We start from the raw sequence: 19,982 nt of genomic DNA, 5'->3' as shown, positions 1-19,982 counted from the left end.
CGGCGGCTCACAGCCGGGGGTCGACCGGCTCCGACTCCAGCGCCAGCACCCCGAACACCGCCTCGTGCACCCGCCACAGCGGTTCGCCCTCCGCCAGCCGGTCCAGGGCCTCCAGGCCCAGGGCGTACTCGCGGATCGCGAGGGAGCGCTTGTGGTTGAGGAACCTCTTGCGCAGCCGGTCGAGGTTCTCCGGGCGGGTGTACTCGGGGCCGTAGATGATCCGCAGGTACTCCCGGCCCCGGCACTTGATGCCGGGCTGGACCAGGCGGCCCTCGGTACTGCGGACCACCGCGCCGAGCGGCTTGACGACCATGCCCTCGCCGCCGCGGCCGGTCATCTCCAGCCACCAGTCGACGCCCGCCCGCACCGACTCCGGGTCACCGGTGTCGACGTAGAGGCGCCGGGTGGTCTGGAGCAGGCCGGTGCTGTCGTGCTCCACCAGGCGGTCCAGCAGGGCCAGCTGCTCGTCGTGCGGGAGCCCGGCGAGACTGCGGCCCTGGACCGCGAGGATCTGGAACGGTGCCAGGCGGACGCCGTCCAGGCCGTCGGTGGTCCAGCAGTAGCGGCGGTACGCGTCGGTGAACGCGGCGGCGTCCGAGGCGCGGGCGCGCTGGCGGGCCAGCAGCTCGGCGACCTCGACACCGCGTGCCGCGGCGCCTTCCAGTGCTGCCAGCGCCCCCGGGAACACCGCGCCGGACGCGGCGCCGACGGCCGCGTACTGCGACCGCAGCAGGCCGGCGGCCTTCAGCGACCACGGCATCAGCTCGGCGTCCAACAGCAGCCAGTCCGTGTCGAGTCCGTCCCACAGACCGGCCTCGCCGATCGCCGTGCGCAGCCGGTCCAGGATCGTCTCCGTCACCGACTCGTCGTCGAAGAACGGACGGCCGGTGCGGGTGTACAGCGAGCCGGTCGGACCGTCCACACCGAAGCGCCCGCGGGCCGCCTCCGCGTCCCGGCAGACCAGGGCCACCGCCCGCGAGCCCATGTGCTTCTCCTCGCACACGACCCGCTCGACACCGTCCGCGGCGTACTGCGCGAACGCCTCGGCCGGGTGCTCCAGGTAGCCCTCGATGTGACTGGTCGCCGTCGGGGCCATGGTCGGCGGGAGGTACGGCAGCAGCCGCGGGTCCACCGCGAAACGGCTCATGACCTCCAGCGCCGCGGCCGCGTTCTCCTCCCGGACGGCGACCCGGCCCTGGTGCCGGGTCTCGACGACCCTGCGGCCGTACACGTCGGCGAGGTCGAGCGGCCGGCCGTCCTGACCACCGGGAGCCTCCGACTTCAGCGGCTTGGCGGGCTCGTACCAGACCTTTTCCGCCGGTACGTCGACCAGCTCCCGCTCCGGCCAGCGCAGCGCGGTGAGCTTGCCGCCGAAGACGGCGCCGGTGTCCAGGCAGATGGTGTTGTTGAGCCAGGTCGCCTCCGGGACCGGGGTGTGGCCGTAGACCACGGCCGCCCGGCCGCGGTAGTCCTCCGCCCACGGGTAGCGCACCGGCAGCCCGAACTCGTCGGTCTCACCGGTGGTGTCGCCGTACAGCGCGTGCGAGCGGACCCGGCCGGAGGTGCGGCCGTGGTACTTCTCCGGCAGACCGGCGTGACAGACCACGAGGCGGCCGCCGTCGAGGACGTAGTGGCTGACCAGTCCGTCGATGAACTCCCGTACCTCGGCGCGGAACTCGTCCGTGACGTGCTCCATCTGCTCGATGGTCTCGGCGAGCCCGTGGGTGTGCTGGACCTTGCGGCCCTTGAGGTAACGGCCGTACTTGTTCTCGTGGTTGCCCGGCACGCACAGCGCGTTGCCCGACTTGACCATCGACATCACGCGGCGCAGCACACCGGGGCTGTCCGGGCCGCGGTCGACGAGGTCGCCGACGAAGACCGCGGTACGGCCCTCGGGGTGGACGCCGTCGGTGTAGCCCAACTTCGCGAGCAGGGTCTCCAGTTCGGAGGCGCAGCCGTGGATGTCGCCGACGATGTCGAAGGGGCCGGTGAGGTGGGTCAGGTCGTTGAAGCGCTTCTCGGTGACGACGGTGGCGTGCTCGATGTCCTCGACCCCGCGCAGGACGTGCACCTTGCGGAAGCCCTCGCGCTCCAGGTGACGGATCGAGCGCCGCAGTTCGCGGATGTGGCGCTTGATGACCCGGACCGGCATCTCGGCCCGGTCGGCGCGGGCCGCGTTGCGCTCGGCGCACACCTCCTCGGGCACGTCCAGGACGATGGCGATGGGCAGCACGTCGTACTGCTTGGCCAGGTCGATCAGCTGGCGCCGGGAGTCCGACTGCACGCTGGTCGCGTCGACGACGGTGCGGCGGCCGGCGGCCAGCCGCTTGCCGGCGATGTAGTGCAGGACGTCGAAGGCGTCCTTGGTGGCGCCCTGGTCGTTCTCGTCGTCGGAGACCAGGCCCCGGCAGAAGTCCGAGGAGATCACCTCGGTCGGCTTGAAGTGGCGCCGGGCGAAGGTGGACTTGCCGGAGCCGGAGGCGCCGACGAGGACCACGAGGGAGAGGTCGGTGACGGGGAGGGTGCGCCCCTTCTTCACGGTCTCGGTCATGCCGCCTTCGCCTCCTTCTCGGTCCTGGTCTCAGCGGTGTTCCATGTGAAAACGGCCATCTGCGTGGGCGGCCCGACCTCGGGGTCGTCCGGTCCCACCGGGGTGAACTTCACCTCGTACCCGTGCCGTTCGGCCACCGCGGCCGCCCAGGTGCGGAACTCCTCGCGGGTCCACTCGAAGCGGTGGTCGCCGTGCCGGACGTGGCCGGCCGGGAGCGACTCCCAGCGGACGTTGTACTCGACGTTCGGGGTCGTCACCAGGACGGTACGGGGGCGGGCCGCGCCGAACACCGCGTACTCCAGGGCGGGCAGTCGGGGCAGGTCGAGGTGCTCGATGACCTCGCTGAGCACGGCGGCGTCGTACCCCTTGAGCCGCTTGTCGGTGTAGGCCAGCGAGCCCTGGAAGAGCTGGACGCGCGAGGCCATCCGCTCCCCCATGCGGTCCAGCTTGAGCCGCCGGGAGGCGATGGTGAGCGCCCGCACCGATACGTCCACGCCGACGATCTCGGTGAACCTCGGGTCCTTGAGCAGCGCCTGCACCAACTGGCCCTGCCCGCACCCGAGGTCGAGAACGCGGGCGGCACCGGCGGCGCGCAGCGCCTCCAGGACGGCCTCGCGGCGCTGCACGGCGAGCGGGGTCGGCTTCTCCTCGGTCTCGGTCTCCGCCTCGACGGCGTTGTCGATCTCCTCGACCTCGCTGTCGTCGGCCTCGGCGAGCCGGACCAGCTCCAGTCGCTCCATCGCCTCGCGCGTCAGCGACCAGCGGCGCGACAGGTAGCGGCTGGTGATCAGCCTCTGCTCCGGGTGCGCGGGCAGCCAGCCCTCGCCGGCCCGCAGCAGCTTGTCGACCTCGTCGGAGGCCACCCAGTAGTGCTTGGCGTCGTCGAGGACGGGGAGGAGGACGTACAGGTGGCGCAGCGCCTCGGCGACGGTGAGCTCGGCGGACTCCAGTTCGAGCCGCACATAGCGCGAGTCGCCCCACTCCGGGAACTCGGTGTCCAGCGCGACCGGTTCGACGCTCACGGTCCAGCCGAGCGGCTCGAACAGCCGCCGTACGACTTCCGGGCCGCCTCGGGCCGCGACGGCGGGCACCTCGATGCGCAACGGCCGCGGCTGCGAGGGGAGTTCGGGCTTGGCGGTGCACACCCCGCGCATCGCGCTGGAAAAGACCGCGCTCAGGGCCACCGCGAGCAGTGAAGAGGCCGCGTAGGGGCGGTCGTTGACGTACTGGGCGAGCGCCGCGTCGGGGGCGCCGCCGCGGCCCTTGCCCTTGCCGCGCTTGACCAGCGCCACCGCGTCGACCTCCAGGAGCAGCGCGGCCGTGCAGCGCTGATCGTCCGCCTCGGGGTAGAGGACGTGCGCCCTGCCGTAGGAGGTGGAGAACGCCTGCGCCTTGTCGGGATGCTTGTGCAGCAGGAAGCCGAGGTCGGTCGCGGGGCGCTCGGGAGTGCCGGTGGTGGTGATGGTCAGGAACATGGTGAGGGCCTCTCCGGCCGGTGGACGGTACGGGGTGCCGTGCGCGCGAGAGCCCCCAGGAAGGGTGATCCTGGGGGCTCGGCAGGACGACGTCCTCAGCTTCGCACAGGCGCTGTGACCAGTGCCTTCGATTTACGACAGCTGCGACTGGACCTGGGCGGAGATCAGCTCCAGGTGGTCCAGGTCGTCGAGGTCGAGGATCTGGAGGTAGACGCGGCGGGAGCCCACGGCGGCATAGCGGCCGATCTTGTCGACGACCTCGGCGGGGGTGCCGGCCAGGCCGTTGGCCTTGAGCTCGTCGACCTCGCGGCCGATCGCGGCGGCGCGGCGGGCGACCTCCTGGTCGTCCTTGCCGACGCAGGCGACGAGGGCGTTGGAGAAGGTGATCGCGTCGGCCGCGCGGCCCGCCTCCTGGGCGGCGGCACGGACCCGGCCGAACTGGGTCTCGCTGTCCTCGACCGAGGCGAACGGCATGTTGAACTCGTCGGCGTAGCGGGCGGCCAGACGCGGGGTCCTCGTCGCACCGTGGCCGCCGATCAGCACGGGGATCCTGTCCTGGGCGGGCTTGGGTAGCGCGGGCGACTTTGTGAGGTCGTAGTGCTTGCCGTGGAAGTCGAAGGTGTCGCCGGGCTCGGTGGCCCACAGCCCGGTGACGATCTCCAGCTGCTCCTCGAGCCGCGGGAACTTCTCCTTCGGGAACGGGATGCCGTACGCCTGGTGCTCCTCCTCGAACCAGCCCGCGCCCAGGCCCAGTTCGACGCGGCCGCCGGACATCTGGTCGACCTGGGCGACCTGGATGGCGAGCACGCCGGGCAGCCGGAAGGTGGCGGCGGTCATCAGGGTGCCGAGGCGGATGCGCTTGGTCTCACGGGCGAGGCCGGCGAGGGTGATCCAGGCGTCGGTGGGGCCGGGGAGGCCGTCGCCGTCGCCCATCTTCAGATAGTGGTCGGAGCGGAAGAAGGCGTCGAAACCGAGGTCCTCGGTGGCCTTGGCGACGGTGAGGAGGGTGTCGTAGCTCGCGCCCTGCTGGGGCTCGGTGAAGATGCGGAGATCCATGTCTCCATCCTGCACGCAGGAGTGCGCTGTGGCCTCACGGGCCCCTGTGACCTCCGCGGCACCGCCGTCCCCGGTCGGGTGAAATTCGTCCACGGCCTGCGCGAGGGGCGGCCGTGCCAGTGACCGGGCCCTTTGGTGATCGTTGGCTCGGGCGGAGCCGGCTTGTCGTCGCCGGTGCGTCATCCGATACCCGCGTGGGTCCTTGGGCCGAGGAGGCCGTCATGTCCGAAGAAACCGTGCCGCTGACTGCGGGGGCTGGGCAGCCGAAGGGGTTGTTGCAGCAGATGGAGGAGTTGATGGCGGCACTGAACGCGGATCTGTCGGCGCTTGAGATCGAAGCGGGTGTTTCCCCCATGGAATCCAAGGCAGATCAGACTTGGTCAGGAGAGATTAGCGACCGCTAATCGAGCGTAATCGCGGCCCGTCACGGGCCGCGATTCCTAGGCATTCGAACCGCCTCGTCAACGTTTATTAGACACCTAGGTCAACGAGCCGCTTCCGAGCGTACTCAGTCCGGAGGCGCTGGAGTAGCCGCTGCGGCCACGACCTGCCTGCGTCGGACACGGAGCCGCTGCAACCCCGTCTTGAAGCGCTGCCACCACGGGATCTTCAGGTAGTCCCTGAACTCCGCCTCTTCTCGGATCGCTTCAGCCAGCCGCCGGTCAGCCAGGTCGACAGTCTTCGAGAACTCTTCGAGTTCCGCCCACTTCTTGTCGGCCTCCTCCCACATGTCCTTGTCGTTGTAGTGGGCAGTAGCACGGGCGTGCAGATCACTCCACTCCGACAAGGCACGGGTCCAGTGGTTGAACGCTGCCAAAGTGAAAGTGTCCAGGGCCCTGATCTCGGGCGAGCCGAACATGTCCAACTGAGCCTGCGTCAGCAGGAACGCCTTGAATTCGCCCTCAGAGTCGATAATGGTCGACCGGGCCGACCGGGCACGTAGCACGTCCGCCCGGTGCTGAGCCAGGAACCGGCGGGTGCGCAACACCTCCTGGTAGGTGTCCATCCGACGGTCCCACACGCGGTGCCGGCGATCCCGATGACGGGTCAGCCGGTGAGTGATGAGAACGGCAGACGCCGTCCCGAGGAGGCCGACTGCCCCGACGATCAGGGTGGCCTCGACAGGTTCCAATGCCATGGTGAGATCGTATGTACGGACTTGCCCCGCATGGGTGAACGCCACGGTGCGAAACGGAAGTTGGTGCGTCAGTCCTGCCACGGCAGGATGACATGTGTCAGGGCGTCGCCCCGCAGCCGGGGGCGGAGTTCGGGCGGCCACGTCTTGATCGCTTCAATCCTGCTCGGTCAGCCCGATCAGGGGTGCCACGGTCGGCTCCGCCGCAGGCTCCGCCACGCCGGTACGGCCGCGTACACACAGCAACTCACCCTGCAGCCGCTGAAGCTCTACCCGCGCCAGGGCGGTCCGGGTCGGCGGCCAGCTCACGCAACCGCTTCTTGATCGTCCTCAGGTCCGTCGTCATCTCCCTCGGTGAGCAGTCTCCCAACTCGTCCTGGGTCTTCGCCAGTTCGCGCAGCACGCGGTCCACGCTGTCCGGCTCCCGGTACCGGGGCGGGGGTGCGTCGTCCGGCCGAGCGGCGGACGGGCCCGGGGCAGGGCGAGCTGCGGCCAGGGCGCCTCGGGACGTGGAGCGCCGGGGTCCTCGCCGTTCAGGCTGCGGAGCCAGCTCCAGTGCGTAAGTGGCGACCGGGCGCGGAAAGTGCCGTCTACGTCCACGGCGTCCAGAACTCCGGGATCACCCTGAGGAGCCCCTCGGCGATGTCGGCCGACTCATCGTCGATCCGCTTGTCCAGCGCAATGTTCAGCTGCTTCGGGGCGTCCAGGCCGAACAGCCGTCGCGAGCGGACGGTGGAGGCGGCCCGGCGGGCGTCGTCCAGCGGGTCCGCCTCCATCTGCCCCAGCGCCTCGGCCCCCGGTGTCAGCAGGTCCCGGGGGCCTTGTCGATGATCTCGTGCACCGTGGAGCCTTCCAGGCCGTACCGGGTGGCGACGGCCCGCTCGGTCGACCCGGCGACTTTCAGGCGGTAGATCTCGGCGTCCCGGACGGCACGCGCCTCCCGGTCACGGTCGAGCTGGAGCGGACTGGTGATGTTCGGTCTCCAGTGCTCGGACGGGTGGGGCGAGTGGGGCTCATGAGGTGAGCCGGCAAGGGGGGCTCAGGGCGGTGGTGTGCGGGGCGGCGGGGTGGTTTGAATCACTCCGCCGCCCCTTCAGGTGATTCAGACCTTTGACCTGCGCTTTCCGGTGGTGGCGCCCTAAAGGGCTGAACCACCACTCCTCAAGTGATTTGAACCACCGGTAAATCACCTTGAATCACTTGAATCACCGGGCGATCCAGGCGGGCGGTACGTGTCGCACTCCAGCGGGTTCGGGCAGGTGCACACGTAGTGGCCGCTTGCTCCGGAACGTGCCCCGCCGACGGGCCTGAGCCGTCGCTTGACCGGCGACGGAGGAGTCCAGCGCGCCTCGTGCGACGCGCGCGACACGGCGTCGGGGCCGGGGAGCTGGTCCGGCAGTGGTGGCTGCCGCAGGGCCCGCGCAGCCTCGGCGAGTTGATCCGTGGCCTGCCGGATGACGTCCGTGAGGCGATCGCCGATCACCTGGTCGCGGCTGGACAGTCGTGAGCGGCGCGAGGGTGATCTTCATCAGTCCCCGGCAGCGCCGGGACATGGTCGATCTTGTCCGGGAGCGCCCAGGGCGCACTGCGTGGGGTGGCGAGGAGGAGGCGGGCTGAGGTTCCGTGGCCGGGCGGCTGCGGGTCCGTCGTGGCTGGTCGCGCAGTTCCCCGCGCCCCCAAGAAAGGTGGGTACAGCCGGGCACACACGGGCTGTACCCACCTGCCTGGGGGCGCGGGGCTGTACTGAATCTGCGGCTACCGCCACGTGGGCGCGACCAGCCCCCACCCACCCGCGGCCGAGAACTCACCCCGCCTCCGGCAACTCCTCCCCCCGGTCCGCCAGTCTTCGCAGCATCTGCAGCACCCGGTCCCGTGACTCGTCCGCCGCGTCGATCGCCTCCATGCACTGCCAGTACGTCGTCTCGTCGTCCGCCGCGCAGGCGAGGCCGACCAGGGCTATGCCGACCTCGCCGAGGAGGCCGCCGAGGTAGAGGAGGGCCTGGCGGGCGTCGCCGAGGTCGGTGAGCTGGGCGGCCCGCAGCTCCGCCAGGGCGATGTCGGGACGCTCCAGGACCCCGCAGCCCCGCCCCGCCAGTTCGGTCAATCCCAGGGCCTCGCCCCGCAGTTCGGGCGGTCCGGCGACCGCGAGGCGGCTCCCTATCGCCTGGGCCAGGGCTTGCGCCTGCCACACCTCGGCCATGACCTGAGGCGCCTCGCCGCCCCCGGCCAGGGCACGTCTGCTCGTCACGATGAGCCGCACCGCGTCCATCGGCTGCCCCCGTCTGTCGCCCGAACTCCCTTGTTCACTACCCAGAGTGAGGTCGCTCGGAACGAAAAGCCAGAGGTGGGCGGAAATTTGTGGACAACAAATCGATTTCAGACCACGCTTCTATCACGGAGAGTGAAAGAGGAGTGGATCGCTCCTCACGGCGCGGGAAACCGTCGCTCGTTGCGGTCGATCTTCGCGGACAGCGCGGCCAGGGGATCGACTCCGAGGACCTCGCACAGCTGGAGCAGATACGCGAGCACGTCGGCGATCTCGTCCGTGACGCGGTGCGCGGTGTCGGGGTCCTCCATGACCCGCGCCGACTGCTCGGGCGTCAACCACTGGAAGATCTCGACCAGTTCGGAGGCCTCCACGCTGAGCGCGGAGACGAGGTTCTTGGGGGTGTGGTACGGCTGCCAGTCGCGGGCCGCCGCGAATTCGGCCAGCCGGCGTTGCAGCGCCGCCACGTCGAGAGGTTCTGTCACGGCTCCAGGTGTACCACCGTGACGCCGTCCGTCCCGGCGGCCCACGAGGCGTCGCTCACCGCGCCGACGAGCCGGATGTGTCCGCGTTCGCACATCCGCAGGGCCAGTCGGAGCAGTTCGGCCCGCTGCCGTACGTCGAGTCCGCGGTCGAGGTTGTCGGCGAGGACGGTGAGGGTCTGCAGGGCCGCCGGCACCTCGCCGGCCGGGTCGACCTCCAGCACGCCGGGCCCGGTGAGCAGCACGAGCGCCAGGGCGAGGTACCTCAACTCGCCGTCCCCCAGCCGCCCGAGCTCCGTACGGCTGCCGTCCCCGCGGTCGAGCAGGGCCCGGACCGCCCCGGTGAGCACGGGCTCGGCGAGGACGTCGGCGACGGGCCCCGCGCATCCGGCGCGCACCGCGGCGACGAGTTGCGCGTGCCGTCGGCCGCACTCCGCGCGGGTGCGCCACAGGACGTCGGCGAGGTTGTCGCAGCCGCCCAGCAGGCGTCCGGAGCCGGTCCGGACGGGCAGGCGCATGCGGCCGGGGCGTGGGTCGCAGCCGAAGACGGAGCGCAGGGCGACGACCATCTGCTCGGCGGCGGCGAGGACGCGCCGCTGTCCGTCCGTCTTGCCCGCCACCCGCAACGGCAGCAGGGCGGTGCCGAGTTGGTCGTCGGGGAGCGGGGCGCGGGTGACCGGGGCGGAGCCCGCGGTGTGCCAGGCGGCCTGGACGGCGCGGCGGGCGGGGTCGCGCAGGGCGGTCTCCAGGAGGACGAGCCCGCCGGACGTCAACCGCTCGCCCACGACGCGCAGGTGGGGCTCGGCCTGGACGGCGACGTCGAGACGGACCGGCCCTTCGGGGCCGTCGGCGGTGCAGCCGATCCGGAAGCCCCGGCGGCGCTGGGCGTCGGGGCGGGCGCGGTCGGGGACGCAGGCGACGGGGTCGGGGAACGCCTCGACGAGGTTCGCGCCGCCGCCGAGCCGCGCGAGGGCCTCGTAGGCCCGGAGCGCGCTGGTCTTGCCGCTTCCGCTGGGGCCGGTGAACAGGGTCAGCGGCCCGATCGGTAATCCGGCCCTGCGGTGGTTGGCGTACGCGGAGAGCCGCAGTTCGGTGAGACAGGGCCGGTCGGGACGCCGCACGGCCTCCTGCGCCGGCTCCGCGAACGGGGAGGGCGACTGGGCAGGGACGACGGAGGAGGTGGGGGGCACGCGCATATCCGGACGGTAGGACTCCGCCCGCGGGCGAACCGTTCCTGCCCGCCGGCCTTCCCACGATCGAGCGAACAGGCCACGCGCCGGTACGAACCGGGAGGGCCACGCGCCGCCCCCTCCCACACCCGCCGGGCTACACCCCCGGCATCCCCGCCCCCTCCATCAACCCCGTCACCTCGGTCCCGGCGGGCGTCAGCAGGAAGACGTTCCGGTCCACCCGGTGCATCCCGCTGGCCAGGCCGAAGACGACGCCCGTGCTGAAGTCGAGGACGCGTTTGGCGACGTCCGTCTCCGCGCCGGTGAGGTCGAGGAGGACCGGGATGCCCGCCATGAGGGTCTCGGCGACCTCGCGGGCGTCCGCGAAGACGTTGATCCGCAGGACGACGAAACGGCGCCGGGCCTCGGTCTCGGCCTCCGGCACGGACCGGTGGTCGACCGCGGACGGCCACGCGTCCCGTCCTCGCAACGGAACGACCTGGGCGAGCCCCTCCCACTGTTCATCGGTGACGTCGTACCTGTTCACCGGCTCCCCCCGCTCCGACTCGCCTTCATTGCCTGCACCGGCCAATTCTTACGCCAAGTCACCCGTTCGGCCCAACAGCGACACGGTCCGCGACCGTCCCGGCGGCCCCCGGCGCCCCCGCCCATCGTGACGAAAGGGGTCTTACCCGCCTCACACCGGACTCTTGGCCTCCGACCGCACCCCGCTCACCGGGTCCGATTAGCGTCCGATGCCGTGTCCCTGGCAGATACTCAGCTGTCGGCACCCGGCCGGACCACCCGGCCGGCGGTGTCCGCCGAGCCTGAACCCCCCACGCAGTGGCATCGCGTCCTGACGGTGCTCGCGGACGTCAGCCTCCTCATCGGCACCCGCGAGGTGTGGACCCAGGCGGCCACCCACCGGCTCACCGTGGCCGCGGTCATCTCGGTCTGCTACGCCTCGATCCTGGTGTGCGGCGTGCTGGCCCTGGTGGTGCGCGAGCGACGGTCCCTGGCCCGCGTGGACCTGTGCGTCCTGGTGACCGGCCTGACGCTGGCCCTGTGCGCGTTCGTCCTGTTCCACCGCGGCTCCGACGAGTCCGTCCTCACCACCCAGGCCGCGCGCGACCTGGTCGCCGGACACGGGATCTACGGCCGTCCCTGGCCCTGGCTCTTCGGCGGCAAGGGCATCGCACTCACGCCCACGGTCACGGGCGGCTACGACTACACGTACGGCTATCCCCCGCTCGCCCCGCTGCTCACCGCTCCCCTGCTGTGGCTCGGGCACGGCAGCCTGCCCGCCATAGCGATGAGCACGGGCGCGCTGCTCGTCGGCACGGTCGTGCTGTGGTGGCTGCTGCCCGTGCCGTGGCGGTCGGCGGCGACCATGGCGTGCCTGGGGTTCTCGATGCTCACCATGTACGCCCGTCTCGGCTACCCGGCGATCCTGGCGCTGGCCCTGATGATCCCGGTGGTGGTGCGCTGGCCCCGGATCGGGCGGGGCGGGCGGCTGGGTGCCGCCGGGGTGGCGCAGGCGGCCTGTCTGGGCGCGGCGTGCGCGGCGCAGCAACTGCCGTGGTTCCTCGCGCCGTTCCTGCTGGCCGGGATCCACGCCGTGCGGCGCGGGGAGCTCGGCGCGCGGGCGGCGGGCCTGGTGGTGCTGCGGCTCGCCGGGGTCGCCGCCGGCGTATGGCTGCTGATCAACACGTATTTCATCGTGAGCCGGCCGGTCGCGTGGCTGAAGGGGATCGTGCTGCCGCTGATCCAGGGCGCGGTGCTGCACGGCCAGGGCCTGGTGGGTGTGTCGCTGTACCTCACGAACGGCAGCGACCGGCTCGACTGGTACGGGTACGCCAGTGTGCTGCTGCTCGCCGGTCTGCTGGCGCTGTTCGTGCTGTTCGTGCGCCGGCTCGGTCCGGCGGCGACCGTGCTGCCGTGGCTGGCGTTCTGGCTGGCGACGCGTTCGCAGGACGGCTACTACCTGATGATGACCCCGTTGTGGCTGGCGGCGGCGGTCACCGCACCGACGGCGGAGTTCGCGGGGGCCTGGCAGCCGTTCGGGCGGCGGCTCGGCGGGGCGACACGGCGTCCCGCGCGGATCGCCGCGGCCGTGCTGCTGCTGAGCCCGGCCCTGGCGAGCGCGGCGCTGGCGGCCACCGGCTCACCGCCCCTGCGCCTGGAGGTCGCCGGGGTCCGTCATGACGCCCGCTCGCTCTCCAGGCTGACCCTCCGGGTCACCAACACGGCCGACGAGGCGCTCGCACCCCACTTCACCCTCACCCGGGGCCAGGGCATGTACCCGTACTTCTCGGTGCTGCGGGGTCCGGCGACGCTGCCCGCCCACGCCACGGCCGTCTACGAACTACGGCCGCCCGAGGGGACGTACGCGCTGCCGCACCAGCACCAGCAGGTCCGGCTGCGCGTGTTCACGTCCTCGCCGCAGACGCTGTCGAGCGCCTACCTCACGCTGCCGACCGCTTGAAGCGGAGCGTGGCGTCGACCGTGGTCAGGCCGCGGATCATGCCCAGCTGGTTCCAGCCCAGGCCGAACTGGTCGCGGTCGACCGAGAACTCGGCGTTCACCGTGACCGCGTCGGCGCTCGCGTCGCTGATCCGGCCGGTGAAGGACTGCGGGCGGCTGATGCCGCGCACGGTCAGCTGGCCTATCACGTGCACCTGGTCGCCGTCGCGCAGTTCCGCGCTGCGCACCGCGAAGGTGATCTCGGGGTGGTTCGCGACGTCGAAGAAGTCGGAGCCGCGCAGGTGCTCGTCGCGCTTGGCGTTCTTGGTGTCGAGGGAGGCGGCGTCCAGGGTCACGGTGCCGACGGCGGACCCGTCGGCCCGTACCTCGCCCTGACCGTCCACGGTGGCGAAGGCGCCCTTGACCGTGACCAGGCCCCACATCGTCTTGTGCTTCAGGGCGACGGTGGTGGCGGTCCGGTCGAGCTGCCAGGTTCCGGTTTCGACGGCGACGGACATGGTTCCTCACTCAGGTAGTCCAAATTTGGATGACAGTACGCTAGCCGATTATTCAAATTTGGACAACGGGTAGAATCGAATCCATGGCCGACCACTCCGACTGTCCCTCCGCCGCAGGTGACGGACTCCTGCCCGCCGAGCTGCACGCCTGGATGCTGATGCTGGCGGCGACCGGAGCCGTGGAGCAGGAGCTGCGTGGCGTGGTCAAGGAACGGCTCGACGTCTCGCACGACGAGTTCCTGGTCCTGTGCCTGCTGGCCACCGGCCCCCGGGAAGGTCAGCGCATGACGCGGATCGCCGAACTGCTGGGCCGCCCCAAGACCCGCCTCACCTACCAGATCGCCTGTCTCCAGCACGCGGGGCTCGTCACCCGGAAGTCGGTCTGCGGCGACAAGCGGGGCGTCGAGGTGGCCCTCACCGAGAAGGCGCGGAACCTCCTCGAGGACGCCTCCGGCACCCTCGCCGAGACGGTCAAGGCGGCCCTGGCCCGGTTCATGGGACCCGACCAGCGCGAGGCGCTGTGCGCGCTGATGCCGGAGCTCGCCGGAGAGGCCGGACCGGAGTAGTCGTCGGTGCGGTCGCGGGTACCCGGCCGGTGCCCGCGCCGCGACCGAAGGAGGGGTTCATGACGACCTCCGACCTGCCCGTTCCCGCCGTACGACGGCCCGCCGCGCCCCCGCGGGACACCGCGGCCCTGGAACGCGCGCTGCGCGAGAGGGTCGACGGCGAGGTCCGCTTCGACGCGGGCAGCCGGGCCGCCTACTCGACCGACGCCTCGAACTTCCGCCAGACCCCGATCGGCGTGGTCGTGCCCCGGACCCCCGAGGCGGCCGCGGAGGCGCTGGCCGTGGCCCGCAAGCACGACGCGCCGGTGCTGTCCCGGGGCGGCGGCACCAGCCTGGCGGGACAGTGCACCAACACGGCCGTGGTGATCGACTGGTCGAAGTACTGCGACCGCGTGGAGGCCGTGGACGAGGACGCCCGCACCTGTGTCGTGCAACCCGGGATCGTCCTCGACCAGCTCAACCGCCAACTCGCCCCGACCGGACTGCGGTTCGGCCCCGAACCGGCCACCCACGCCAACTGCACGATCGGCGGCATGATCGGCAACAACTCCTGCGGGGCCACCGCGCAGGCGTACGGCAAGGTCGTCGACAACATCGCCCGTCTGGAAGTGCAGTTGTACGACGGCACCCGGTTCTGGTGCGGGGAGACCAGCGACGAGGAGTACGCCGAGATCGAACGGCAGGGTGACCTGCGGGCCTCCGTGTACCGGCGGTTGAGGGCTCTGCGCGACGCCTACGGCGACGAGATCCGCGCCCGCTTCCCGGACATCCCGCGCCGGGTCTCCGGCTACAACCTCGACTCCCTGCTCCCGGAACACGGCTTCGACGTCGCCGGGTTGCTGGTGGGCAGCGAGTCGACGCTCGTCACCGTGCTGCGCGCGGAGCTGGAACTGGTGCCGGTCGTCAGGGAACGCACCCTGGTCGTCCTGGGGTTCCCCGACATCGAGACGGCCGCCGACGCCGTCCCCGCCATCCTGCCGTACGAGCCGATCGCGCTGGAGGGCCTCGACGCACGGCTGATCGAGGACGAGCGGATCAAGCGTCTCAACCCGGAGGCCCGCGCCGAACTCCCGGACGGCAGGGCCTTCTTGATGGCCCAGTTCGGCGCCGACACCCTCCAGGAGGCCGACGAGCACGCCCACCGGATGCTCGACGGTCTGCACGGGTCCGAGCACGATCCCGAGGTCGCCTTCCTCGACGACCCGTCCCACGAGCAGGAGTTGTGGCAGGTCCGCGAGGCCGGACTCGGCGCCACCGCGCACCTCCCGGGCCGCCCCGACACCTTCGAGGGCTGGGAGGACTCCGCGGTCCCGCCCGCACGGCTCGGCGACTACCTGCGCCGACTGCGGGGCCTGTACGACGAGTTCGGCTACCTCAGCGACACCGGGCCCAGTCTCTACGGCCACTTCGGCCACGGCTGTGTCCACACCCGGATCCCCTTCGACCTGTACTCCGCCGACGGGGTGGCCACCTACCGGCGCTTCATGGAGCGGGCCGCCGACCTGGTCGTCGAGTTCGGCGGCTCCCTGTCCGGGGAGCACGGCGACGGACAGAGCCGGGGCGAGCTGCTGCCACGCATGTTCGGGGACCGGCTCGTCACCGCCTTCGGTGAGGTGAAGGCCGTCTTCGACCCGCTCGACCGGATGAACCCCGGCAAGGTGGTGACGCCGTCCACGCTGTACAAGCTGGACGAGAACCTCCGCCTCGGCGGCGACTGGGCCCCGTACGACCCGCGCGAGCTGCACTTCCGCTTCCCGCACGACGGCGGGTCCTTCGCCGAGGCCGCCAACCGCTGTGTGGGCGTGGGGAAATGCCGTCAGCACACCACCGACGGCGACGCGGTGATGTGCCCGTCCTACCAGGTCACCCACGAGGAGGAGCACTCCACCCGCGGACGGGCCCGGCTGCTGTTCGAGATGCTCGACGGGCACGGCGACAGCGCGATCCGGGACGGCTGGCGGTCCGAGGCCGTACGGGACGCCCTCGATCTGTGCCTGGCCTGCAAGGGCTGCAAGAAGGACTGCCCGGCGGACGTCGACATGGCCACCTACAAGGCGGAGTTCCTCTCCCACCACTACGAGGGCCGGTGGTGGCGCCGGCCCCGCGCACACCTCTCCATGGGCTGGCTGCCCGCCGTCGCGCAGGTGGTCGGGCGCGCCCGACTCGGGCCGCTCGTCAACGCGTTGACCCACACCCCGCTCCTGTCGAGGGCGGCCGTGGCGCTCGCCGGGGTCGAGAACCGTGAGGTCCCGCTGTTCGCCGGTCAGACCCTGCGGCAGTGGTTCGCCCGTCACGAGCCGTACGGCGACGGGGAGCGCGGCAGCGTCCTGCTGTGGCCGGACACCTTCACCGACCACTTCCACCCGCACATCGGCCGCGCGGCCGTGACGCTCATGGAACACGCGGGCTGGCGGGTCGTCCTTCCCGAGGAGCCGCTGTGCTGCGGCCTGACCTGGATCTCCACGGGCCAACTCGCCACCGCTGAGCGGGTGTTGGGCCGGACCGTGCGCAGTCTCGCCGAGCACGTCCGGGCGGGCGGTCTGGTGGTCGGCCTGGAGCCGAGCTGCACGGCCGTGTTCCGCTCGGACGCGCCGGAGATGTTCCCCGGCGACCAGGACGTACGGCGGCTGCGCGACCGGACGGTGACGCTCGCCGAGCTGCTCACCGAGCACTCCCCCGGCTACGAGCCCCCGCACGTCCCGGAACGCTCCGCGAAGGCTCTCGCCCAGGTCCACTGCCACCAGCACGCGGTCCTGGACTGGCAGGCCGACCAAGAACTCCTGCACCGCGCGGGTGTCCACGCCGAGCGACTGGACTCCGGCTGCTGCGGTCTCGCCGGCAACTTCGGCTTCGAACCGGGCCATCTGGAGGTCAGCGAGGCCTGCGCGGAGCGGGTGCTCCTCCCCCGCCTGCGGGAGGAGCCCCCGGAGACGGTGGTCCTGGCGGACGGCTTCAGCTGCCGCACCCAGATCCACGAGTTCGACAGCGGCGGCCACGAGGCGGTCCACCTGGCGGAACTGCTGGCGAGCGCGATCCCGGGGGCGCCGGGCAGTGCGTACGGGGTGGCGCCGGGGGCGAGGCCGGCGCCGCCGAGTCGGACGGCGAGGGCGCTGGCTCTGGCCGGCGCAGGCTCGGCGGGCCTGGCAGTGGCCGGGCTGATACAGAACGGGCGGCGCCGGAATCGCCTATAGGGGCGCGGGGCTGTGGTGAACGTGCGGCTACCGCCGCGTGGGCGCGACCAGCCACGAGGGCGCCGCGGCCGCCGACGGACCTCAGACCACCAGTTCCGTCAGCGCCGCCCTGGCCCGCGCCACCCGGGACCGAACCGTCCCCACCGGACACCCACTCACCACAGCCGCCTCCTCGTAGGACAGCCCCAGCATCTGCGTGAGCACGAACGCCTCCCGCCGCTCCTCGGACAACGCCTCCAACAGATCGAGCAGCACTATCCCGTCGTCGAAGCCGAGCACATCCCGAGGCTGCGCACGCTCCACCGCGGCCTGCCAGTCGGCACCGTCGTACCGGCGGGGCCGCACCGCCGCGTGCCGGAAGCCGTCGATTACCGCGCGGCGGGCGATGGACAGCACCCAGGCCCGCGCCGAGGACCGTCCCTCGAACCGGTGCAGACTGCCGAGCGCCCGCAGGAACGTGTCCTGGGCCAGGTCGTCCACGGCCTGGGGGTCGCCGCACAGGTGGGAGACATAGCGCAGGACGTCGCGGTGCAGGGCGCGCACGAAGTGGTCGACGGCGTCGGCGTCGCCCGCGCGGGCGGCGAGCGCCCACGCGGTGGCCGAGGCGTCGGCGGACTCGCGTCGGGCGCGGGGGTCGGCGGGAGCGGGCAGGGCGGAAGTGATCACCAGGTGTCCTTCTCGGGTCAGCCGTGATCCGGACCGCGTCGGCGCACCCGGGTGCGCGGCGGTCCGGTGAGGGACGGCCGTACGGCGCGTGGCGCCGGGCGCTGCGTGGCACCTGGCGTCCGCGGAGACGTACGACCGAGGCCCGAGGGGCTCAGGGGCGCCTCGGGTCACCAGCTGTCGTCAGGCGACAGCGGTCCCCACGGGCGGCCCCCTATGGGTGATCGCATGGCCGAGAAGGAGGAGCCGCGGGGCCCGCTGCGAGCGGGCGCGGCGTGCCCGCAGCCGCGGGCGGTGCGGGGTGACGGGCAGGGCGAGCAGGAGCAGCCGCAGCGGCGCCGCCAGCCATCCGGCCACGGCCCGCAGGATGCGGAACGCGGCCCTCTCGCCGTACGCCAGCCAGAGACCGGTGAGGAGCGCGGCGAGCAGGTGGGCGGCGTACATCCCGAACGGCAGCCAGAACGACAGGGCGCCGACGCCCGTCGAGGTCCCCATGGGGGCCATGTCCATGGAGTCCATGCCACTGCTGTGCATGGACTCCATGTGCATCGAACCCATGCCCGGTGTCGCGGGTGTGGGCTGTGCCGTCGGTACGGATTGCGCCGCCGACGCGGACTGCGCGAGGGAGAACGCCGAGTGCAGGGCCGTCTGGGCGGCCACCACGACGGTCACGATGAGCGGCAGGCCGCGTTCACGGCCCGCGAGACACCAGCCCGCGCACCCGGTCACGGCCAGGCCCGCGGCCAGTGTCCCGGTCGGCACGGAGGCGCCGGACATGAGGACGTGGCCCAGGGCGGCGAGCAGCACACAGACGGCCGCGAACACCGCGGCCCGCACTGTGCGAGCACCCCACCCTGCTGTCATGGCGCCTCATCCTCCCATCCGGGCACCGTCCTTCACCTGTGGGTACGGAAATCCACCGGCTCCCGCTCACCGCGTCCGGCGGCCCCGCACGACGGCGAAGACCCCGGCGGCCAGCCCCAGCACGCCCACGACGAGCCCGGCGACGCCGAGACCGCGGGCGGTGGAGTCGCTCGCCGAGGCCTTGGAGGCGGCCGCCGAGGTCTTCGAGGCGGTCCGGGCCGCGGTGCCCGACGCGGCCGCGGTGTCCGACGTGGTCGTGGCGGCCGTGAGCTTGACGACCGGCGCCGGGTTCTCCGGTTCCTCGTCGCCCTTGGCGGCCTCCTCGATCCAGCGGACGACCTTTCCGTCGGAGTAGGTCTGGAGGGTCTTGAAGGTCAACTGGGCGGTGTCGTCGGGGAGCTGGCCGAAGGCGACGTCGAAGTCCTCGTAGTGACCGGGGGCGATCCTCCCGCCGGTCCAGGTGATCTCGGAGACCGCGTCGGTGATCGTGCCGTCGTCCGTCTTGACCGGCGTCTTCAGCTTGGTGTCGGTGACCTTGGCGGTCCAGCCGTCGTGCGGGGAGACGAGCACGCCGAGCAGCGGGTGGTCGGTGGGCAGGAACAGCTGGACCTTCGTGGTGCTCGTGGTGTCGCTCTCGTCGGGGACACGGAAGCTCAGGGCGCCGTCCGTGGCGCCCTTGGCGTAGCTGTCGGGGTGGACGGTGACGTGCGCGGAGGCGACGCCGGCGGCGGTCAGGACGGCGGTGGCGGCGAGGGCGGTGCCGAGGCCGGCGCGGCGCAGGGCGGTGTGTGCTCGGGACATGGCTGAGGGATCTCCGTACTGGGGAAAGGGGTGCGGGGGTCAGATCGCGTACGGGATCGTCGTGGGCGGTCCGCGCCGGTGGACCGTGTGGCGGAGCAGGAGGGGGCGGGGTGCGCGGGTGCCCTGGTCGGGGACCGGACGTGCGGGGGCCGGGGCGGCCGGCTCGCCGTACCCCCGCCACCAGGCCGCGAGGCCGGGCAGCAGGGTGACCGCCCGCCGCATGAGGGACCACAGGGCGGCCTCGCCGCGGCGCAGCCACCAGGTGAGCAGGAGGGCGGCGGTGAGGTGGGCCGCGGTGGCGTGGGGGGTGATGGCGTGCGCGGCGAGGACGTGCGGGGGCGGTGCCGCGGAGTGCATCATCCGCATGCCCTGCATGGTCATGTGCGTCGCCGACACGTGCGTCACCGACATGTGCGTCGCCGACATGTGGGGAATCGACCTGTGCGTCGCCGACATGTGCGGCATCGCCATGTGGGGCGTCGCCATGCCGTACGACGTCCTCATGGAGCGGGGGTGCGCCGCGCCGAAGGCCAGGTGCAGGCCGCCCTGGGAGGCGAGGGTCGCGGCGCCGATGGAGCCGAGCGAGCGTTCCCGGCCGCCGAGCAGCCAGCCGGCCGCGAACACCGGCGCGAAGCCGGCCGCCTGTGTCCACACCGGCGGTGCCATGCCGGTGGCCAGCGTGTGTCCCCCGGCGGCCAGCAGCACGCACAGCGCGGCGAACACCGCCGCACGCAGGCTGCGGACCGCGGGGGATGCCCTCATGGCGACCGATCCTCCCATGT

Annotated in this window: 19 protein-coding genes; 5 read left to right on the top strand and 14 right to left on the bottom strand. The window is 72.0% G+C overall.

Annotation, left to right across the window (positions count from 1 at the left end; translation table 11 throughout):
• Window positions 1-7: 7 nt before the first annotated feature.
• From AC2XR2_RS33330 to AC2XR2_RS33320, 3 genes are all read right to left on the bottom strand, one after another.
• On the bottom strand, window positions 8-2,551 hold the full coding sequence (locus tag AC2XR2_RS33330; protein WP_491517051.1) for a polynucleotide kinase-phosphatase: 2,544 nt from the start codon (window positions 2,549-2,551) through the stop codon (window positions 8-10).
• Window positions 2,548-4,026 (bottom strand): 3' terminal RNA ribose 2'-O-methyltransferase Hen1, encoded by a 1,479-nt coding sequence (locus tag AC2XR2_RS33325; RefSeq protein WP_491517050.1) that lies wholly within the window; start codon window positions 4,024-4,026, stop codon window positions 2,548-2,550. The genes AC2XR2_RS33330 and AC2XR2_RS33325 overlap by 4 nt, the downstream gene beginning before the upstream one ends.
• Window positions 4,027-4,158: 132 nt before the next feature.
• Window positions 4,159-5,082, bottom strand: a complete 924-nt coding sequence (locus AC2XR2_RS33320) for an LLM class F420-dependent oxidoreductase (RefSeq protein WP_449353267.1) — start codon at window positions 5,080-5,082, stop codon at window positions 4,159-4,161.
• A gap of 221 nt (window positions 5,083-5,303) precedes the next feature.
• Between AC2XR2_RS33320 and AC2XR2_RS33315 the strand changes: the two genes are divergently transcribed.
• Window positions 5,304-5,486: a hypothetical protein gene (locus AC2XR2_RS33315; RefSeq protein WP_491517049.1), complete on the top strand. Its 183-nt coding sequence runs from the start codon at window positions 5,304-5,306 to the stop codon at window positions 5,484-5,486.
• A gap of 104 nt (window positions 5,487-5,590) precedes the next feature.
• On the opposite strand, the gene AC2XR2_RS33310 is transcribed toward AC2XR2_RS33315, so the two are convergent.
• Both AC2XR2_RS33310 and AC2XR2_RS33305 read right to left on the bottom strand, forming a co-directional pair.
• The gene (locus tag AC2XR2_RS33310) at window positions 5,591-6,220 is read right to left on the bottom strand and encodes a hypothetical protein (RefSeq protein ID WP_491517048.1); all 630 of its coding nucleotides are present in this window, start codon (window positions 6,218-6,220) and stop codon (window positions 5,591-5,593) included.
• A gap of 587 nt (window positions 6,221-6,807) precedes the next feature.
• Window positions 6,808-6,993, bottom strand: a complete 186-nt coding sequence (locus AC2XR2_RS33305; protein WP_491517047.1) for a hypothetical protein — start codon at window positions 6,991-6,993, stop codon at window positions 6,808-6,810.
• Between the two features lie 575 nt (window positions 6,994-7,568).
• Here AC2XR2_RS33305 and AC2XR2_RS33300 point away from each other — a divergent pair.
• A complete protein-coding gene (locus AC2XR2_RS33300) occupies window positions 7,569-7,724 on the top strand; it encodes a hypothetical protein (RefSeq protein ID WP_491517046.1) in 156 nt (51 codons plus the stop codon).
• A gap of 297 nt (window positions 7,725-8,021) precedes the next feature.
• On the opposite strand, the gene AC2XR2_RS33295 is transcribed toward AC2XR2_RS33300, so the two are convergent.
• From AC2XR2_RS33295 to AC2XR2_RS33280, 4 genes are all read right to left on the bottom strand, one after another.
• Window positions 8,022-8,486 (bottom strand): DUF6099 family protein, encoded by a 465-nt coding sequence (locus AC2XR2_RS33295; protein ID WP_330263917.1) that lies wholly within the window; start codon window positions 8,484-8,486, stop codon window positions 8,022-8,024.
• Between the two features lie 155 nt (window positions 8,487-8,641).
• Entirely contained in the window at window positions 8,642-8,968 is a 327-nt protein-coding gene (locus AC2XR2_RS33290; protein WP_381303708.1) for a nucleotide pyrophosphohydrolase, read from the bottom strand.
• Window positions 8,965-10,161: an AAA family ATPase gene (locus AC2XR2_RS33285; protein ID WP_491517045.1), complete on the bottom strand. Its 1,197-nt coding sequence runs from the start codon at window positions 10,159-10,161 to the stop codon at window positions 8,965-8,967. Before AC2XR2_RS33285 ends, AC2XR2_RS33290 begins: the two co-directional genes overlap by 4 nt.
• Before the next feature lie 130 nt (window positions 10,162-10,291).
• Window positions 10,292-10,681, bottom strand: a complete 390-nt coding sequence (locus tag AC2XR2_RS33280; RefSeq protein WP_330263920.1) for a cell division protein SepF — start codon at window positions 10,679-10,681, stop codon at window positions 10,292-10,294.
• 267 nt (window positions 10,682-10,948) lie between these two features.
• Between AC2XR2_RS33280 and AC2XR2_RS33275 the strand changes: the two genes are divergently transcribed.
• Window positions 10,949-12,619 (top strand): hypothetical protein, encoded by a 1,671-nt coding sequence (locus tag AC2XR2_RS33275; protein ID WP_381303703.1) that lies wholly within the window; start codon window positions 10,949-10,951, stop codon window positions 12,617-12,619.
• On the opposite strand, the gene AC2XR2_RS33270 is transcribed toward AC2XR2_RS33275, so the two are convergent.
• On the bottom strand, window positions 12,600-13,115 hold the full coding sequence (locus AC2XR2_RS33270) for a YceI family protein (RefSeq protein ID WP_491517044.1): 516 nt from the start codon (window positions 13,113-13,115) through the stop codon (window positions 12,600-12,602). The genes AC2XR2_RS33275 and AC2XR2_RS33270 overlap by 20 nt on opposite strands.
• A gap of 83 nt (window positions 13,116-13,198) precedes the next feature.
• On the opposite strand from AC2XR2_RS33270, the gene AC2XR2_RS33265 reads away from it, so the two are divergent.
• Both AC2XR2_RS33265 and AC2XR2_RS33260 read left to right on the top strand, forming a co-directional pair.
• Window positions 13,199-13,681 (top strand): MarR family winged helix-turn-helix transcriptional regulator, encoded by a 483-nt coding sequence (locus AC2XR2_RS33265; protein WP_491517043.1) that lies wholly within the window; start codon window positions 13,199-13,201, stop codon window positions 13,679-13,681.
• A gap of 59 nt (window positions 13,682-13,740) precedes the next feature.
• A complete protein-coding gene (locus AC2XR2_RS33260; protein ID WP_491517042.1) occupies window positions 13,741-16,872 on the top strand; it encodes an FAD-binding and (Fe-S)-binding domain-containing protein in 3,132 nt (1,043 codons plus the stop codon).
• An 81-nt stretch (window positions 16,873-16,953) separates the two neighbouring features.
• Here AC2XR2_RS33260 and AC2XR2_RS33255 read toward each other — a convergent pair whose 3' ends face one another.
• The 4 genes from AC2XR2_RS33255 to AC2XR2_RS33240 form a co-directional block, all read right to left on the bottom strand.
• Window positions 16,954-17,538, bottom strand: coding sequence for a sigma-70 family RNA polymerase sigma factor (locus AC2XR2_RS33255; protein WP_381303698.1), 585 nt, complete (start codon window positions 17,536-17,538; stop codon window positions 16,954-16,956).
• A gap of 180 nt (window positions 17,539-17,718) precedes the next feature.
• Entirely contained in the window at window positions 17,719-18,399 is a 681-nt protein-coding gene (locus tag AC2XR2_RS33250; RefSeq protein ID WP_381303697.1) for a hypothetical protein, read from the bottom strand.
• Window positions 18,400-18,465: 66 nt separating this feature from the next.
• Window positions 18,466-19,200: a YcnI family protein gene (locus AC2XR2_RS33245; RefSeq protein ID WP_491517041.1), complete on the bottom strand. Its 735-nt coding sequence runs from the start codon at window positions 19,198-19,200 to the stop codon at window positions 18,466-18,468.
• 39 nt (window positions 19,201-19,239) lie between these two features.
• Entirely contained in the window at window positions 19,240-19,962 is a 723-nt protein-coding gene (locus AC2XR2_RS33240) for a hypothetical protein (protein ID WP_491517040.1), read from the bottom strand.
• Between the last annotated feature and the right edge of the window lie 20 nt (window positions 19,963-19,982).

Source organism: Streptomyces sp. LS-MS-L19 (assembly GCF_058382285.1).
Note: the sequence above shows the minus strand (reverse complement) of the source record. Positions and strands in the feature narration are given on the sequence as shown.

Coding starts and splice junctions, on each gene's coding strand:
- AC2XR2_RS33330 (WP_491517051.1), bottom strand. CDS start 2,551: ATGACCGAGACCGTGAAGAAGGGGCGCACCCTCCCCGTCACCGACCTC.
- AC2XR2_RS33325 (WP_491517050.1), bottom strand. CDS start 4,026: ATGTTCCTGACCATCACCACCACCGGCACTCCCGAGCGCCCCGCGACC.
- AC2XR2_RS33320 (WP_449353267.1), bottom strand. CDS start 5,082: ATGGATCTCCGCATCTTCACCGAGCCCCAGCAGGGCGCGAGCTACGAC.
- AC2XR2_RS33315 (WP_491517049.1), top strand. CDS start 5,304: ATGTCCGAAGAAACCGTGCCGCTGACTGCGGGGGCTGGGCAGCCGAAG.
- AC2XR2_RS33310 (WP_491517048.1), bottom strand. CDS start 6,220: ATGGCATTGGAACCTGTCGAGGCCACCCTGATCGTCGGGGCAGTCGGC.
- AC2XR2_RS33305 (WP_491517047.1), bottom strand. CDS start 6,993: ATGGAGGCGGACCCGCTGGACGACGCCCGCCGGGCCGCCTCCACCGTC.
- AC2XR2_RS33295 (WP_330263917.1), bottom strand. CDS start 8,486: ATGGACGCGGTGCGGCTCATCGTGACGAGCAGACGTGCCCTGGCCGGG.
- AC2XR2_RS33285 (WP_491517045.1), bottom strand. CDS start 10,161: ATGCGCGTGCCCCCCACCTCCTCCGTCGTCCCTGCCCAGTCGCCCTCC.
- AC2XR2_RS33270 (WP_491517044.1), bottom strand. CDS start 13,115: ATGTCCGTCGCCGTCGAAACCGGAACCTGGCAGCTCGACCGGACCGCC.
- AC2XR2_RS33265 (WP_491517043.1), top strand. CDS start 13,199: ATGGCCGACCACTCCGACTGTCCCTCCGCCGCAGGTGACGGACTCCTG.
- AC2XR2_RS33260 (WP_491517042.1), top strand. CDS start 13,741: ATGACGACCTCCGACCTGCCCGTTCCCGCCGTACGACGGCCCGCCGCG.
- AC2XR2_RS33250 (WP_381303697.1), bottom strand. CDS start 18,399: ATGACAGCAGGGTGGGGTGCTCGCACAGTGCGGGCCGCGGTGTTCGCG.
- AC2XR2_RS33245 (WP_491517041.1), bottom strand. CDS start 19,200: ATGTCCCGAGCACACACCGCCCTGCGCCGCGCCGGCCTCGGCACCGCC.
- AC2XR2_RS33240 (WP_491517040.1), bottom strand. CDS start 19,962: ATGAGGGCATCCCCCGCGGTCCGCAGCCTGCGTGCGGCGGTGTTCGCC.